Source organism: Paenibacillus sp. FSL K6-2859 (assembly GCF_038008265.1).
Taxonomy (GTDB): domain Bacteria; phylum Bacillota; class Bacilli; order Paenibacillales; family Paenibacillaceae; genus Paenibacillus_AQ; species Paenibacillus_AQ nitricinens.
Map to the genome: position 1 here is coordinate 2838622 of NZ_JBBOYU010000001.1, position 15904 is coordinate 2854525.

At 46.5% G+C, this 15904-nt stretch carries 13 protein-coding genes; 10 read left to right on the forward strand and 3 right to left on the reverse strand.

Features of this window, described 5'->3' with window-relative positions; all coding sequences use genetic code 11:
• Nucleotides 1-68: 68 nt before the first annotated feature.
• Together ftsW and MHB64_RS12440 are read right to left on the reverse strand one after the other, a co-directional pair.
• The gene (gene ftsW / locus MHB64_RS12435; RefSeq protein ID WP_094868522.1) at nt 69-1313 is read right to left on the reverse strand and encodes a putative lipid II flippase FtsW; all 1245 of its coding nucleotides are present in this window, start codon (nt 1311-1313) and stop codon (nt 69-71) included.
• Nucleotides 1310-1657 (reverse strand): YugN family protein, encoded by a 348-nt coding sequence (locus tag MHB64_RS12440; protein ID WP_094868523.1) that lies wholly within the window; start codon nt 1655-1657, stop codon nt 1310-1312. The genes ftsW and MHB64_RS12440 overlap by 4 nt, the downstream gene beginning before the upstream one ends.
• 197 nt (nt 1658-1854) lie before the next feature.
• Between MHB64_RS12440 and MHB64_RS12445 the strand changes: the two genes are divergently transcribed.
• The 9 genes from MHB64_RS12445 (at nt 1855) to MHB64_RS12485 (ending at nt 10779) form a co-directional block, all read left to right on the forward strand.
• Complete coding sequence (locus MHB64_RS12445) at nt 1855-3078, forward strand: M20 family metallopeptidase (RefSeq protein WP_445671609.1); 1224 nt, start codon at nt 1855-1857, stop codon at nt 3076-3078.
• A 62-nt stretch (nt 3079-3140) separates the two neighbouring features.
• Complete coding sequence (locus MHB64_RS12450) at nt 3141-3572, forward strand: CBS domain-containing protein (protein WP_341134532.1); 432 nt, start codon at nt 3141-3143, stop codon at nt 3570-3572.
• Nucleotides 3573-3789: 217 nt separating this feature from the next.
• Nucleotides 3790-5502 carry a DNA repair helicase XPB gene (locus MHB64_RS12455; RefSeq protein WP_341134533.1) on the forward strand — a complete coding sequence of 571 codons (1713 nt, stop codon included), beginning with the start codon at nt 3790-3792 and terminating at the stop codon, nt 5500-5502.
• A complete protein-coding gene (locus MHB64_RS12460) occupies nt 5499-7430 on the forward strand; it encodes a helicase-associated domain-containing protein (protein WP_341134534.1) in 1932 nt (643 codons plus the stop codon). Before MHB64_RS12455 ends, MHB64_RS12460 begins: the two co-directional genes overlap by 4 nt.
• Before the next feature lie 15 nt (nt 7431-7445).
• A complete protein-coding gene (locus MHB64_RS12465; protein ID WP_094868528.1) occupies nt 7446-7883 on the forward strand; it encodes a YlbF family regulator in 438 nt (145 codons plus the stop codon).
• Nucleotides 7884-7923: 40 nt separating this feature from the next.
• Complete coding sequence (locus tag MHB64_RS12470) at nt 7924-8187, forward strand: YlbG family protein (protein ID WP_042126853.1); 264 nt, start codon at nt 7924-7926, stop codon at nt 8185-8187.
• A 164-nt stretch (nt 8188-8351) separates the two neighbouring features.
• A complete protein-coding gene (locus MHB64_RS12475) occupies nt 8352-8789 on the forward strand; it encodes a hypothetical protein (protein WP_094868656.1) in 438 nt (145 codons plus the stop codon).
• 128 nt (nt 8790-8917) lie between these two features.
• Nucleotides 8918-9817: a selenium metabolism-associated LysR family transcriptional regulator gene (locus tag MHB64_RS12480; RefSeq protein WP_341134535.1), complete on the forward strand. Its 900-nt coding sequence runs from the start codon at nt 8918-8920 to the stop codon at nt 9815-9817.
• A gap of 53 nt (nt 9818-9870) precedes the next feature.
• A complete protein-coding gene (locus tag MHB64_RS12485) occupies nt 9871-10779 on the forward strand; it encodes a PHP domain-containing protein (protein ID WP_445671610.1) in 909 nt (302 codons plus the stop codon).
• Between the two features lie 89 nt (nt 10780-10868).
• Here MHB64_RS12485 and MHB64_RS12490 read toward each other — a convergent pair whose 3' ends face one another.
• On the reverse strand, nt 10869-12758 hold the full coding sequence (locus MHB64_RS12490) for an Rqc2 family fibronectin-binding protein (RefSeq protein WP_341134536.1): 1890 nt from the start codon (nt 12756-12758) through the stop codon (nt 10869-10871).
• A 293-nt stretch (nt 12759-13051) separates the two neighbouring features.
• On the opposite strand from MHB64_RS12490, the gene MHB64_RS12495 reads away from it, so the two are divergent.
• Nucleotides 13052-15871, forward strand: a complete 2820-nt coding sequence (locus tag MHB64_RS12495) for a calcium-translocating P-type ATPase, SERCA-type (RefSeq protein WP_094868531.1) — start codon at nt 13052-13054, stop codon at nt 15869-15871.
• The last annotated feature ends 33 nt before the right edge of the window (nt 15872-15904 follow it).

Here is a 15904-nt window from a genome sequence, read left to right on the forward strand (position 1 = left end):
AAAGCAGTCCAAGTTATTTAACTTGGACTGCTTTTTTATATATGCCGTCATATCCGGATTTATGAATCTTACCGGGAACGAACTTGTCTAACTGTAGTTACAGATTTCGTGACTTCCTCTTTAGCCGGAAGATTGGTTTCTCTTGAAATGCTCAGCATTATTCCCATGGACAGCATACTCACAAGAAGTGAAGAGCCGCCATAGCTGATAAATGGCAAAGTTACACCGGTAAGCGGAATGGTCTTCGTTACACCACCAATATTGACAAAGGCTTGAATAGCAATAAGCCCCATAATACCAATGCCAACGAGCGTGCCAAAGGGATCCTTACACCTTAGTGCGATTAGAATACCTCGCCAGATAAAATACAGGTATATCATCAGAAATAATGCCGTTCCTATAAATCCAAATTCCTCACCAATCACAGGAAAAATAAAGTCCGTATACGGGTATTTAAGATAATCCAGCTTTTGAATGCTTTTGCCAAAGCCAGAGCCACTGACTCCACCTTGTCCGAGAGCGGTCAAAGACTGAATAATATTATACCCTTCACCTTCAGGATCCTGATAGGGGTCTATGAAAGCTTGAATTCGACCTTTTTTATAGTCTTGATTAGCGACTACTTTTTCGGAGGCAGGGGCAAGAGAATCAATCGCCGCTTTAGCCCCCATAACTATTCCTACACCTAACACCAAGAGGGCGATAGAACCTAGGATATGCTTCATACTGGCACCGCCTGCATAAATGACAAGTCCGCTGGTAGCCACGAGAATAAGGCAAGACCCCAAATCTGGCTGCATCATAATAAGCCCGGCAACTATACCTACGATAACCATTACAGGGATATATCCAGTACGGAAATCTCTAAACCTTTCACCTTTTTTGGTAATCAGTGCGGAGAGATACAGGATAATCGATATTTTGGCGAGCTCGGTAGGTTGGATTCCTAGCTTTCCGATACTTAACCAGCTTTTGGCGCCATTGATTCTTTCGGAGAAGGCTACAAATAGCAGGAGGATCACGGTGATGATAAAGATAGGTACATACCACTTCTTGAATTTACTGTAGTGAATGTTCATGGCTGTAAACATAACAACGATTCCAAGTACGATCCAGATCATTTGGCGTTTCATGAAATATAGAGGGTCATTACTGAACTTCGAGCTTGCTAAAGTCAAACTGGAGCTAGCACTGAAGACCATGACTAGACCGAAACCCACAAGTAGTAGTGTTAAGATAAGTAGTTGGAAATCGGGTGTTCCTCTTTTGGGCAGGCTGACATTTTGTTTCGTCTTTCCCTTTCTGTTACTCAAGCCTCCAACAGCTGCTTTAATTCGAGAATCCGAGTAGCAGCAGTGTCCAATACTGGTTTAGGTACCGGGGAGTCATAATCGAGGCCATGGGGGAATGTTGCTTTCCCTAAGTATACGGCTTCAATTGCAAGTACGGCATCAGCTTTCTCCAGCTTCCCCTCGACAGCGCGAGTGTTGATGCGTAGAAAGTATTCGCCGCCATCCTGTGGGTCTTCAATTTTGCAGTCGTAAGTGGCACGATAGTATTCCCATTGCCAGCGAATGAAGCCAGCCTTTGTCGCACTCTCGTCCAGATAGAGAAGATCACTCTTCAATCCTACGAGGCCCGTGTTCTCAAAAATCATAGCACGCACATCCCCCTTATGAAGTATAATGATGAATTCATGATCCGTTTGCTGATGTTCTACCTCATGATAGTATGTTTCTAAACGTTGTGCAAGAGTAGCCACCTCCTAACGATACCCAGTTTTTTGCGTTTCTGCTACAATAAAATAATTATAGCCGTGTACGGCTGGAACAAAGTGTCCAGGACTGCTGTCGCATGCTGTTGATGCGGGTTTATGAAGAAGGGGATGGAGAACGTATGAAGAGCTTAGCGGTTGATTCTCTCATGCCGGAGATCGTGGAATGGAGACGCCATTTACACCGTCATCCGGAGTTGTCTTTTCATGAAAAGGAAACGTCAGCATTTATAGCAGACAAGTTAGCAGAATTCGGCATTGAAGTTAGGAGAAGCACGTCTGGGTATGGTGTAACAGGTATATTGCGAGGACTTCGGCCGGGGAAAACGGTAGTCCTTCGCGCGGATATGGATGCACTACCTATTAAAGAGGAGAATAAGAATGACTACGTTTCGCAAAATGAAGGGGTTATGCATGCCTGTGGGCATGATGGACACACTTCAATACTGCTGGGTGTAGCCTCATACTATAGCAGCCGCCTTGAAGAGTTAGAAGGGGAGCTGCGTTTTCTTTTTCAGCCAGCGGAGGAGGTATGCCCGGGTGGTGCACAGGGGTTGATTGCCGAGGGTATGCTGGAAGGCGCGGATGCGGTGTATGGTTTGCATTTGTGGACTCCGCTTCCAATGGGGACTGTGGGCAGTGCGCCAGGACCTCTTATGGCATCTGCTGATGAATTTTTCATTGATATTATCGGCCGGGGCGGACATGGTGGTATGCCGAATCGTACGGTAGACAGTATTGTGGCCGGGGCGGCGCTTGTGACTCAGCTTCAGAGCATCGTAAGCCGCTCTGTGAACCCGCTGGAGCCCGCTGTTCTTAGTGTAGGAACCATTCAAGGGGGATTCGCCCAGAATGTCATTGCTGAGCATTGTCGCATTACTGGAACCGTACGGGCGTTCGACGAGGAGACCCGTTATCTGATCCGCAGCAGAATCGAAGAAATGACAGTTTCAATAGCTGGCGCATACGGCGCAGAAGCTAAGATAGACTATGTTATGGGATATCCGCCACTCGTAAATCACGAGGGGGAATACCAGCGTTTTTCCGAGGTGGCACCAGGAGCACTAGGAGAAGCTGTTCAAGTGATTCGGATGGAAAAGCTGATGCCAGCTGAGGATTTTGCCTACTATGTAAAAGAAATTCCTGGCTGTTTTATGTTCGTAGGGGCTGGGAATCCGGATAAAAATGCAGCTTACCCGCATCATCATAGCAAATTTGATTTTGACGAGGATGCTATGTTGCATGGGATGAAATTATTGATCGCTATGGCGAATTCCTGTTTGCAAGAGAAGACAATCGTATAATTTCGTTTCATAGAGGAGAACCTATTCCATAACATGGAGATTATGTTTAGGAGGGTTCGTTCTTGAAGACAGTGAAAGAGGTTATGACGAAGGAGCCTGTAACAGTCACACTAATGGATAATGTATATGAAGTCGCTGTTAAAATGAGAGATCATGACACTGGATTTATACCGGTCATTGATAATGAAGACGATAAGACATTACTCGGTGTAATTACAGATCGTGATCTAGTAATTAGAGGTTACGCGGCTAAACACCCTGGATCAACAGCTGTGGAAAAGGTAATGAGTAGAGAAATTCAGTCCGTCTCTGAGAATACATCTGTAGATGAGGCTGCAGAACGGATGTCGAGCTGGCAAATTCGCAGATTGGCTGTGACTAGTGGCCAGAAGCTGATAGGTGTAGTATCCATCGGTGATTTGGCTGTGCGCAACATTTTTGCGGACGAGGCTGGCGAAGCACTTCATGATATTTCGCAGCAGCATTTACATTAAATAGTTTAATAGGGAAGCTCATGACCGTTATGCGGGGATGAGCTTTTTCCTGTTCACATATCAGAAAATATAGATTTCGCACAATACATTATCCTTATATTTCTCGCATAAACGCTTTCCGTCCTTTTGGGGCGTCGAATGCGCTTTTGCTTGTATGAATGTAAGCAGATTACATAGCGCAAGCTTGAATAAAACGAATGATTGGGGAGGGAACGTTATGAATGAAACAGGGGCTTGCATTGTGCGCAGGGATCGGACGATTTTACTGGAATGTGCACATCCTGGTTTTGAGAAGGCAAGAAAAGAACTAGGAACCTTTGCAGAGCTCGTAAAGAGTCCCCCGGCTTTTCACACCTATAGAATCACTCCATTATCATTATGGAATGCAGCAGCGCTTAATTATACAGCTGAAACGATTATTTCAAGTCTGCATCAACTCGCGCGCTGGGGTGTTCCTGCCGGGCTGGAGGATGAGATCGCAGCTCTTCTCTCTAGGTATGGGAAGCTTACCCTTCACGGTCAGGAGACTACGAATGAGATCATTACGCTTAAGGCTGAGACAGCTGAAATTCTGAATGGACTAGTTAATGAATCAGGTCTAAAGGCGTTAGGTTTGCAGAGAATAAATTCACTAGAAAGCTCATGCCGTGCGGAGAACAGAGGGCTTTTAAAGCAAGAACTGATAAGACTAGGCTATCCTGTACTGGATTATGCTGGTTATCATGTCGGGCAAGCTCTAAGTTTGGCCTGGAAGGATTCTAAAGATCACGTAAAGGATGGAGGGAAAGGTGAAGCTTTTGGACTGCGTGAATATCAGCAGGAGGCTGTTCAGATGTTTCAAGGCATAGAAGGGCAGGGGGGCAGCGGGGTAGTTGTGTTGCCTTGTGGAGCAGGTAAGACGGTAGTGGGATTGGCCGTTCTTGAAAGTCTACAATGCGAAACACTGATCTTAACTTCAAATACAACTTCGGTAAGACAATGGGTAGACGAGCTGCTTGAGCGAACCGATTTGGATGATGAGTCTATTGGTGAATACTCCGGTGAAAAAAGAGAAGTGCGGCCTGTTACTATAGCTACCTATCAGATATTAACGCACCGTCAATCCAAAGGCGGTCCTTTTCTCCATATGAAGCTGTTCAATGAACGCAACTGGGGTTTGATTATTTATGATGAAGTTCATCTGCTTCCAGCTCCAGTCTTCCGGGCTACAGCAGATATTCAGGCAACTAGAAGACTAGGTCTCACTGCAACTCTGGTTAGAGAAGACGGGAAGGAAGGGGACGTATTCTCATTGATCGGGCCCAAGCGTTACGACATGCCTTGGAAGGAGCTGGAGCAGCAGGGCTGGATTGCAGAGGTAGAATGTGTCGAGATGATCGTACCGATGAGCTCTGAGCTGAGACAGAAGTATTTGTATGCTGAAGCGAAAGAGAAATTTCGTATGGCCTCATGCAATCCTGCAAAAGCTGAGGTTATAGTCGAGCTTCTAAAAACCCATCAGGGATCATCGGTTCTGGTTATTGGACAGTATCTCGACCAATTAATTGAACTGGCAGACAAGATCGGTGCACCTTTGATTACGGGTAAAACGAAGCAGCGGGAAAGAGACGAGTTGTATGCAGCTTTTAACGAGGGAATAATACAGGTGCTTGTTGTCTCTAAAGTAGCGAATTTTGCGGTGAATTTGCCAGACGCGACGATTGCTATTGAGGTTTCAGGAGCTTTTGGATCCAGGCAGGAGGAGGCCCAGCGTTTGGGACGAATCTTGCGTCCGAAGGCGGGTGAGAACAAGGCGTACTTCTATTCGCTGGTATCTGAAGATAGCCGGGAGCAGGATTTCGCTATGCGCCGCCGGATGTTTTTGACAGAACAGGGGTATGAATATGTCGTTAAAATGGTGCCGAACGGAAAGGGGCTAACGATCCATTGAACCAGCTATCAGCGGAAGCCTTAGAGGTCTTAAAGCGATTATGTGCTGCTCACGCGTCCCAGCCTTTTGACGAGGGAAAAGAAGAGCGTTTGCGTCCTGCGTCGCTCTGCCGGGCAGAGCAAAAGCTTGCAATGAATGAACTGCGGCGCGCAGGGCTGTTAACTGCGAGGCATAAAATATTGGGGGAGAAGCTGTATCAGATTCCTGTTGAACAACTATCAGCTCTAGAGCAAGAATTCTTCCCATACCAACCTAAGTTTATTGAGGGTTATTCAGTGAATCTATCCATGGAGGCGGGTGCTGGACTGGCAGTAGATCTGTTTCGGGCTTTGCTGTTCACCGCTCGTGAAGGCTTACCTTTAACCGCTAAGGGAATTATTCATAAAAAGAATTTAAATCGTTTAGCGTCTCAGCTTTCTTTTCAGGAAAAGCATTTAGCGGGGCTCTCTATGGGCGCTCCATCGAATGAAATGGATGCTCTGTCAGCGGCTCTTGTAGTAGATATTATGTTGTGTCTTGGGCTTATTACCAGACTGAAAACCGGCTATAGACTTGACAAGGATATGCTGAGACGTTGGTTGCAACTTCCTGAGACAAGAATGACTGACATCCTGTATGGGATTGGTATTCATCGTTTTGGAAGCATTGGGCCTGCCGATCAGCATTTTCGCTATTTAATATCCAGCAATGCTCTTATATCAGAGAAATGGACAGCGTTGCCTGAGCTTCTGGACTGGATGGCAGAAATGAATTTAACTGGAACAGTTACCCGAAAAGAGCTGGAACAATCAAGCTTGAACTGGCTTCGTTGTCTAACAGGCTTTGGATGGTGTGAACTGGGGAGCACGCCTGAGGGTATCCAGTGTTTTCGCTGGACTGCTTCAAAACCGAAGCTGTTGTACAGTAGCGAGTCCTTCCCTGATTCTGTGTCAGAGCATTCGAATGACCAGTTTATTGTACAGCCCGATTTTGAAGTCCTGATTCCACCTGATGTTCTCTATACTGTGCGCTGGGTTTTAGCTGAATGCGCTGAACTTCTGCAAACAGATACGATGTGGAGCTTCCGGCTGACTCGTGAGATGCTAGTGCATGCATCAGAACGAGGGATGCCTCCAGAAGAAGCGATAGCTTGGATTAAAGAACATGCACTGGGTGGTCTGCCATCTGTGGTGGAGCTGTCTTTAGCGCAATGGGGAAAGAGCATTGGCCGAACATCACTCTCTGAAGTGATTCTGTTGACTTGCCAGACGGAGGAGGACGGAGCGGCTATTGCCGCCCATCCGCGACTGCAAAGTAGCCTTAAACGTATTGGACCGCTTCATTTCCTTGTAGCTCCGGAATCTGTGGAGCAGATGCGTAAGGAGCTGTTCTTAGCAGGATTGGCCCCTTCCAGGATGATTGGAGAACGTGAGGAAGAGGTGGACACTGATTGGTCTTCATTTCATCAAGCAACCGAAACCGAGCCAGAGTTGTATTCACTTCCAGTACTAAATGTTGAACTTAGGCTACTCGACAGAGGGAATCCCTTTTTAAACCTACCTGTAATTTATCCTGAGCAGGAGGAAGATATCTTATTAGGTGGAGAAAATGTGCCACAGATCTGGAGCAAGGAATGGCGCCATTATCATAGCTCAACCGCTCAGAAAGTAATGGAGCAAGGGCTGAAATGGGGAATTAAGGTGCGGTTTTCCTTAAAGGACCAAATGTTAGATTTCATTCCCTCCAGAATAAAAGGTAATCCTTGGAAAGTGGAAGGGTATCTGCTGTATAACGATGGTGAAACGGTTGAGGAAATAGAGCTGACTCCTGAAGATTGGAAGGAAATGAAGTTAGTAATTCCCAAAAGACGAAGAAATTCCTCTTCTGCTGAAGCGAGTGATTATGGTATGATAGAAAAGTCTACTGAATTCGGTAGAACATTAACGTAGAAAAGAGCTGAGTTCATGAGCGTAGCGGAATTAAATACGGTCGATATGACTGAAGTGCTGACATACGCCTATGAATTAGGCGATATGATTAATCAATCCGCTGAAGTGTCGGATTACTTATACTGGAAAGGACGGGTTGATTCGAACCCGGAAATTCAGGCCATGGTCAAACAACTTCAAGCCAAGAAGGAGCTGTTTGAAGAAACACAGCGATTCGGACATTTTCATCCGAATTATCATTCAGCGAAGGATGAGGTTTCGGCAGTAGAAGCGGAATTGGAGAAGTTTGAAGAGGTTGCTCGTTTTAAGCTGGCAGAGATGACTCTTGATGACATTCTGCATTCTATGTCGGAAGCGATTGCTTTTTCAGTATCGGATAGCATTAAAGTACCAAGCAATGATCCTTCCCCTAAAGGTGGATGCGGTAGCGGGGGAAAATGCTCCTGCGGATAAGCTTCCCTTAGGATTTAGAGAGAGAAAGGCGGTTTAGCTTATGTTTGCGGAACGGACAGGATACATCATTTGGGTAAGTGACGTTAAAGCGGCACGTAACCTTGAGAAATACGGAACATTACATTATGTTTCTCGGAAAATGCATTATGCAGTGATGTATGTAAATGCAGAACGTGCCGAGGAAGTTATGAAGAATGTCCGCAGACTCTCCTACGTTCGTAAGATCGAAAGATCCTATCGTAACGAAATTAAGACAGAGTATACTAGTAATGGGCCGGACAAGTCCCGTAATTACGGTATGTAATTCTTGGAGATGAACAGGTGCTTAAGTAGCACCTGTTTTTTTATGCTCTGATCTGGAGCGAACACGGTTTCTACCGTGGTATGGAACTTGTACAACTTTCAGCAATGAGGTAAGATGACAACATTAAGTACATACAAAGACCCTTATGGTGGAGTGTGATGATGATGCGCAACAAAGGGACGGATTGGCCCAGCTCTTACGAGCCCTTCCACATCATGCTGAACGACTACAGGGTCGCTGACATCGTTATAACAAATCATGCGAAGAGTCGTTATTTGGACCGGATCAGTAAAGGTGTAAGCAATGACGAAGAGGTCGCCGCATGGATGTGGCAATGCCTGATGCAGAATCGGCTCAAGCCCTTTTCAGACAGTGATTTTAACGCGTATTTAATTGACGATGACTCTGTAGTAATCGCTGAGTTCACGGAATTGATAGGTGAAAAAGATATTTCAGGTCAGCCATTATATTCTATGATCATCGTTTCGTTTCTTGGGAGAATCTCTGCGACACCTCAGTTGAGAGATTTAAAAACTTACTTTTCGCTGCTGCGCAATTCCCGCCGCACTAAGCTAACGAAGAAGAAGCGTAAACGCAAATAGTGTATAAAGAACAGACAGGAGGCATGCGGCGTTGGCTGCATGTCCTTTTTGAAAATAAGCTTTTATAAGCTTCATATCGTACTGAATCCTTAAGATTCTTTTATAGATAGCACAAGGAGTTGCAGAGCATGAACTTTCATCAATTACATATTTTTTATACTGTCTTAGAGCGAGGGAGCTTCTCGGCAGCGGCACAGACATTACATATGACTCAACCGGCAGTGACCATGCAAGTACAGGCGCTGGAGGATTATTTTGGAACCAAACTCTTCAATCGTTCTACCAAAAAAATCGTGCTCTCCGAAGCAGGTCATACGTTAATGCCATACGCGCTGCGCAGTATTCAATTGATGCGTGAGACAGATCAAGCGATGTCGGCGTTTACGCATATGTTGGAAGGGCGCTTGCAGCTTGGGGCAAGCCTTACCATTGGGGAGTATGTGCTGCCACGGCTCTTAGGTCCTTTTGGAAAGCAATATCCGAACATTTCAATCATGATGAAAGTTATGAATACCTCGCAGATTATGGAGGAAATCCTAAAACATCAGTTGAATTTTGGTTTAATTGAAGCGTCGGTAACACATCCTGATATGGTGATTGAGCCGGTGATGGGGGATGAATTGAAGTTGATTGTGCCCCATGATCATCCGCTTGCAGAGCAGCAAAAGGTCACTTTGGAGGATGTGCTTCAGCATCCCTTCGTCCTGCGTGAGCAGGGCTCGGGAACGCGGCGTGTGATGGAAGAACAGCTGTTCTCGAAGGGGCTTGATCCGGGATCAATGAAAATAGTGATGGAGCTTGGTAGTACGGGGGCTGTGAAGTCGGCAGTGGAGGCGGGTCTTGGGGTTACTATTATCTCGACTTCTTCTGTTAAACATGAGGTTGCGCTTGGACTACTGAAAATCGTGAATATCTCGGATGCCTCATTTAAAAGACAATTCTACGCCATTCATCTAAAATCGACACTGCTGCCAATATCTGCGGTGACGTTCTTGACTTTTCTGCGCGAGCATTCGAATGATAACTAAAGTTATATGACCAGAGGCAGGAAACTTAGAAACTAGCGGTAGAGGTGATAGAAATGGAGAATGAAACTAGAGTGGATGAACTGAAGGGCGACAGAATGGAGAATATTGACGCCTCACGATGTGATCTTCACACGCATACTCAAGCCTCTGATGGCATGCAGCCACCGGAGGAAAATGTACGTCTCGCTAAAGAGAAGGGACTAATCGCAGTTGCCGTTACGGATCATGATACTGTGGCTGGTGTGAAGGAAGCTCTCGAAGCAGGAGAGAAGTACGGAATCACTGTTGTACCGGGTGTAGAGATCAGCACTCGTGCTGAAGGAAAAGATATTCACGTCCTTGGATACTACATAGATCCAGCAAATGAGTTGTTTCTTTCCCGTTTGGAAGGGCTAAGAGAAACCCGGGCACTAAGGAATGAGGCGATCATCTCTAAATTACGTGGACTTGGGATTGAAATTACGCTTGAGGCAGTTGTCGCTGGGATTGGACGGGAACTGAAGCCTGATGAGAGTATTGGTCGACCACATATTGCTGATGAGCTTGTTCGTCTTGGAGCAGCTACGGATATGAGAGATGCGTTCAATAAGTATTTAGCCGAAGGTGCAGCAGCTTACGTGTCGCCTCCACGAATCACGCCCGAGGAAGCCTGTGATTGGATTATAGAGGCGGGTGGGTCTCCAGTATTGGCACATCCAGGCTTATACGGTGAGGATCAGCTGGTACGAGAAATTGTGGAGCGGGGGACTTTTAAAGGGATTGAGGTCTATCATTCGGATCACGAACCCGCTGAATCAGAGCGTTACCTAACAATGGCTGAACAGTATGACCTGATTATAACTGGTGGTTCGGATTTTCACGGTGCCCGCCAAGGGGTTGTTTTTCACGGAGATATCGGTAGTGTTACGGTATCTGTTGAAGTGTTGGAGCAGTTGAAGAAGGTTGCTGGCATGTTACGTTAAAACTAAGTTCATTCAGTTGCACATAATACACTGAAAAAAGAAAACCGCTTGTCATCCATACCAGGACGACAACCGGTTCTTTTTGTTGTTTAGCTTCTCAAAGTATTGGGAAGTCGCTTAATTCGATCCTCATCCGGTGTGACAAACAACGTCTTCTGATGATCATAGATCACAAATCCGGGTTTGGAGCCACTTGGTTTACGGACATGGCGGATCAGCGTGCAGTCTACAGGTACACTGCTTGACTGCTTCGCCTGGCTGAAATAAGCCGCAATCTGGGCTGCTTCTTCCAGGGTGGCATCCCCAAACTCTTCACTTCGGATGACCACATGAGAGCCAGGGATATCCTTGGTATGCAGCCAAGTGTCATTGGGTGAAGCCAGTCGGTTGGTGACGTATTCGTTCTGTAAATTGTTTTTTCCGACATAAATGTCGATGCCTTCAGACGAGGTGAAGACTTGCAATGTAGGTCTGGTTGCTTTTTTCTTCTTCTTTCTTTTTTTGCTTCTGTCGCGTAAATATCCTTGACTTACAAGCTCGTCGCGGATCTCCTCAATATCATTCAATGAGGCATGAGCAAGCTGCTGAAGTAAACTTTCCATGTAGGTGATTTCCTCATGGGTCTTAATCAACTGCTCATTAATGACTAGAAGGCTGTTCTTATATTTGTTGTACTTTTTAAAATAACGTTGCGCGTTTTCCGATGGGCTTAATAAAGGATCGAGTGGAATGACCATTTCAGCCTGATTTTCGTCATAATAATTGACCAATGAGGCTTCTTTATCCCCTTTGGACACGACATGTAATGACGCGAACAGCAGCTCACCCCAAATGCGATAGCGATCTGCGTCCTGCGCTTCGTCTAGATCCTTCTGCAGATTGGCAAGCTTCTTAACATTTTTACTTCTTTCGTTGCTCAGGAATCGGATCAAATCACTGACCCGTTGTTTCACCGTATCACGTTCGGCTTTATCCCCGTAATAGTCCTCCATGCACTCACTGATCGAGTTGTATGTCTTCGCATTTTCACCCAATAGAGTTAAAGGAATCGCGGAGAATATCATTTTTCCTTTCGCATTCGCACCTGAAACTGGAGAGAATTCGCAACGATGTACGGGTCCCATAACAGATTGGAAGCTGTCCCATAATTTTGTTGGAAATTCTGCTGTAGATCCCTGTGTACCGCCTGCCGCCAGGTCATTTCTGAGGCGCAGAGCAATCTCTCCGGCAACAAGTGGGCTCATTCCGCTGAAGGCGTGCACCATCCAGCCTACAGGGTCAGCCGATGGGGAGGGACCGCCTGAGCCGTCTGGTTTTTGCTCAACTTCTTCTTTTGTAATCAGATTAGCCAGTTCGCCTTCTATGATTTCTTCCGGTTCGCTCTCCTTCGCATCATCTTCCAGTAAAGCGGCTTCTTCAGCAGCCGAGATTAAATTGAGAAATTGCTCTTTGTCAATTTCCAGAGGGTTCAGCTTATGCTGCTGGGGAGGCTCTGTGTAAGCGACGCCGGGCATTACAATCCGGTAGCTGCTGATCGATGGAGTAACATGATGAATGCCGTCTATGATCGTACTAGTGCTAAGATCTGTAAGGATGATATTACTGTGACGTCCCATGAGCTCTATGATGATCTTTTTGGCGGAGACGTCTCCGAGCTCATCTCTAGTCTTAACGTTTATGTGAATAATTCGTTCCATGCCTACCTGAGTGATACTCTCGATAGCCCCACCTTCACAATGCTTACGCATGAGCATGCAGAACATAGGGGCTTCTGATGGGTTTATGCTGCTTCTTTCTGTAAGATGCAGACGCGGATATGTCGGATTAGCAGAGAGCAATAGCTTGCCACCGCCGCCTGCACCCCGCAGGTTGAAGATAAGATCGTGATTATTCGGTTGATATATTTTGCCTATGCGCGCACCGATGAATGATTGCAGTTCGTGCACGATAGCTCGGGTAACAATGCCGTCTAATGCCATGATAAAGTTCTCCTGTCGACGTGAAATGAATTTCTGGAAATATAAGAAAGTATAAGTTTCATACATTACTTTATCCCTTATATTTCTCGCTTAAACCCTTACCGTCCTTATAAGAACGACGAGGTCGTTAAAGCTTACCTCTCTATGATGCCATACTTTGGGACATTCGTGCAAAAGGGGAATTGGTTAAGCGGTGATATTATTGGACGACCTTGAATACACTTGGTCATGAACAGGTGGAAAAGCTGTGCGCCGCCGGAAGTCAAGAAACGACCGGGAGGGAAAGAAAAGTCATGGAACAAAACAGTTGGCACCGGCTCGGTGCAGAAGAGCTGCAGAAAATGTTCAATGTCCATCCGAGGACGGGCCTCAGTGGAGAGGATGCCGCGGAGCGACGGAAGCAAAATGGGTTTAACGAGCTGTCCGAAGGAAAGACGGTATCCCCGTTTACCCTGCTGTTGAACCAGTTTAAGGATTTCATGGTGCTTGTGCTCATGGGTGCGACGCTCGTGTCCGGCTTGCTTGGCGAATATTTGGATGCCATCACGATCATCGCAATTATCCTTCTCAACGGAGCCCTTGGGTTTGTCCAGGAGTTTCGCGCCGAACGTTCGCTAAGAGCTTTAAAACAGCTCTCCGCACCTTCTGCCAAAGTGCTGCGCGGGGGGAATAGCGAGGTAATTCCAGCCAAGATGTTAGTCCCTGGTGATATTGTCTTGCTGGAGAGCGGTGATCGAATTCCTGCGGACATACGATGGCTGGATTGCAGTTCTTTATATGTGGAGGAATCCGCGCTTACTGGGGAATCATTGCCTGTCTCGAAGCATTCGGATGTGATCCACGCAGAAGAGATTCCGCTTGGCGATCAAAAGAATCTCGGGTTCATGGGCACAATGGTAACCAGGGGGACTGGTAAAGCTATCGTGGTTCGAACGGGCATGAACACAGAGATGGGTAAGATTGCAGATCTGATCCAAAATACGGAATCTCAGGAGACCCCGCTTCAGCATCGGCTCGAACAGTTAGGGAAAATTTTGATCTATGTATCACTAGGTTTAACGATTGTGGTTGTAGCCGCCGGTATTTTACATGGACAGCCTGCCACAGCTATGTTCTTGGCTGGGGTAAGCTTGGCAGTCGCTGCGATTCCCGAAGGGCTTCCAGCCATTGTAACTATTGCACTTGCGCTGGGCGTTCAAAGGATGATAAAACGTAAGGCCATCGTTCGTAAATTGCCTTCGGTCGAAACCTTGGGCTGTGCATCCGTAATCTGTTCGGACAAGACGGGAACATTGACTCAGAACAAAATGACGGTGACCCGATTGTGGACGGGTGGACGTGGGCTTGATGTAACAGGTGAAGGTTATGCTCCGAACGGACAGGTTCTGGAGAAAGGGAAGCCTGTAGATCTCAAAAATGATCAAAGTTTACGACGGATGCTACAGGTTGGTGCTTTGTGCAGTAATGCGGAGATTATCGAGACCTTTCCTGCCGAAGTAAGGGGTAAGCGTAAAGGAAAGGATAAGGATATTGTCGTTGATAAGTCATCTGACAGCTCGTCCATCTGGGAACTCAAGGGAGATCCAACCGAAGGAGCGCTTGTGGCACTTTCAGGGAAGATGGGTTTAACCGCCCAGACGTTAGCCGTCACTTACTCCCGGGAGAAGGAATTTCCTTTTGATTCCGAGCGGAAGTTAATGTCAGTGATTATTGGTCATCCCGGAGGACGAATGGTATGTACGAAAGGCGCGCCTGATGTACTGCTTAATCGCTGTTCTTATATGCTCTGGGAGGGCGGTGTGGTGCCTTTAACGCCAACTTTACGGCAGAAGGTGCTTGAAGCGAATGAGCAAATGGCCTCGGGCGCGCTTCGTGTACTAGGTATGGCTTATCGTGATATGCGCCCAAGTGAACATGTAAATAGTGAAAAAGATGCAGAAAGCCAACTCGTCTTTATCGGATTGGCTGGAATGATTGATCCACCGCGGCGTGAAGTTCGTGATGCCATTAGCATCACACGCCGAGCAGGGATTAAGACTGTAATGATTACCGGGGACCACGGAACAACTGCAGAGGCCATTGCGCATCAATTAGGAATTTTACAACGTGGGGGCACGGTACTGACAGGGGCTCAACTGACTCGGATGGATGATGATGAGCTGGATAAAGTATCGGATAATGTGTTTGTATTCGCCCGCGTATCTCCTGAGCATAAGCTTCGTATCGTGAAGTCTTTGCAGCGCCGGGGTCATGTTGTGGCTATGACCGGAGACGGAGTCAATGATGCGCCAGCGATTAAAGCAGCAGATATAGGTATTTCTATGGGGATCACCGGTACAGATGTGACCAAGGAAGCATCTTCACTCGTTTTAGGGGATGATAACTTTTCAACCATTGTTGCCGCTATTGAAGAGGGTAGAAACATCTATGAGAACATTCGTAAGTTCATTCGTTACCTGCTCGCATCGAATGTAGGAGAGATCTTGACCATGTTCTTTGCGATGATGCTCGGTCTGCCTCTGCCGTTAGTGCCTATTCAAATTTTATGGGTCAATCTGGTGACAGACGGACTTCCAGCGATGGCGCTTGGTGTTGACCAGCCCGAGAAGGATTTGATGGAGCATAAACCGCGTGGTGCGAAGGAAAATATTTTTGCCCGCCGTTTAGGCTGGAAGATCATAAGCCGTGGTTTTTTAATCGGTTTATGTACGTTAGGTGCATTTTGGCTAACCTTACGAGTGGCACCAGAGAATCCAGCGCAGCTGATTCGAGCACAGTCCGTAGCTTTTGCGACACTCGTTATGGCTCAGTTGATTCACGTCTTTGATTGCCGCAGTTCCCGTTCGGTGTTCCATCGAAATCCGTTCCAGAATAAGTACCTGGTTCTTGCAGTATTGTCATCCGTAATTCTGATGCTGGCTGTGATGTACGTACCCTTTCTCCAGCCTGTCTTCAAAACGGTGCCGCTTAATTTCCGCGAATGGTGTCTAGTATTTGTGACAGCGGGGATCCCGACCTTCTTGATGGGTGCGGGAAGTGTTTGGGGTGGTAAACGTAACAAAGGACGTAGCGGCAGTAATTCGATGATAAAAAGTACAAAAATTTCAGCATAAAGTCAATACTAATGCTCCATTCCTAAAGGTATA

What these genes read in the sequence shown, in the direction of transcription:
- MHB64_RS12440 (WP_094868523.1), bottom strand. Translation starts at nt 1,657, where the DNA reads ATGATTTTTGAGAACACGGGCCTCGTAGGATTGAAGAGTGATCTTCTC.
- MHB64_RS12445 (WP_445671609.1), top strand. Translation starts at nt 1,855, where the DNA reads ATGCTGTTGATGCGGGTTTATGAAGAAGGGGATGGAGAACGTATGAAG.
- MHB64_RS12455 (WP_341134533.1), top strand. Translation starts at nt 3,790, where the DNA reads ATGAATGAAACAGGGGCTTGCATTGTGCGCAGGGATCGGACGATTTTA.
- MHB64_RS12465 (WP_094868528.1), top strand. Translation starts at nt 7,446, where the DNA reads ATGAGCGTAGCGGAATTAAATACGGTCGATATGACTGAAGTGCTGACA.
- MHB64_RS12470 (WP_042126853.1), top strand. Translation starts at nt 7,924, where the DNA reads ATGTTTGCGGAACGGACAGGATACATCATTTGGGTAAGTGACGTTAAA.
- MHB64_RS12475 (WP_094868656.1), top strand. Translation starts at nt 8,352, where the DNA reads ATGCGCAACAAAGGGACGGATTGGCCCAGCTCTTACGAGCCCTTCCAC.
- MHB64_RS12480 (WP_341134535.1), top strand. Translation starts at nt 8,918, where the DNA reads ATGAACTTTCATCAATTACATATTTTTTATACTGTCTTAGAGCGAGGG.
- MHB64_RS12485 (WP_445671610.1), top strand. Translation starts at nt 9,871, where the DNA reads ATGGAGAATGAAACTAGAGTGGATGAACTGAAGGGCGACAGAATGGAG.
- MHB64_RS12490 (WP_341134536.1), bottom strand. Translation starts at nt 12,758, where the DNA reads ATGGCATTAGACGGCATTGTTACCCGAGCTATCGTGCACGAACTGCAA.
- MHB64_RS12495 (WP_094868531.1), top strand. Translation starts at nt 13,052, where the DNA reads ATGGAACAAAACAGTTGGCACCGGCTCGGTGCAGAAGAGCTGCAGAAA.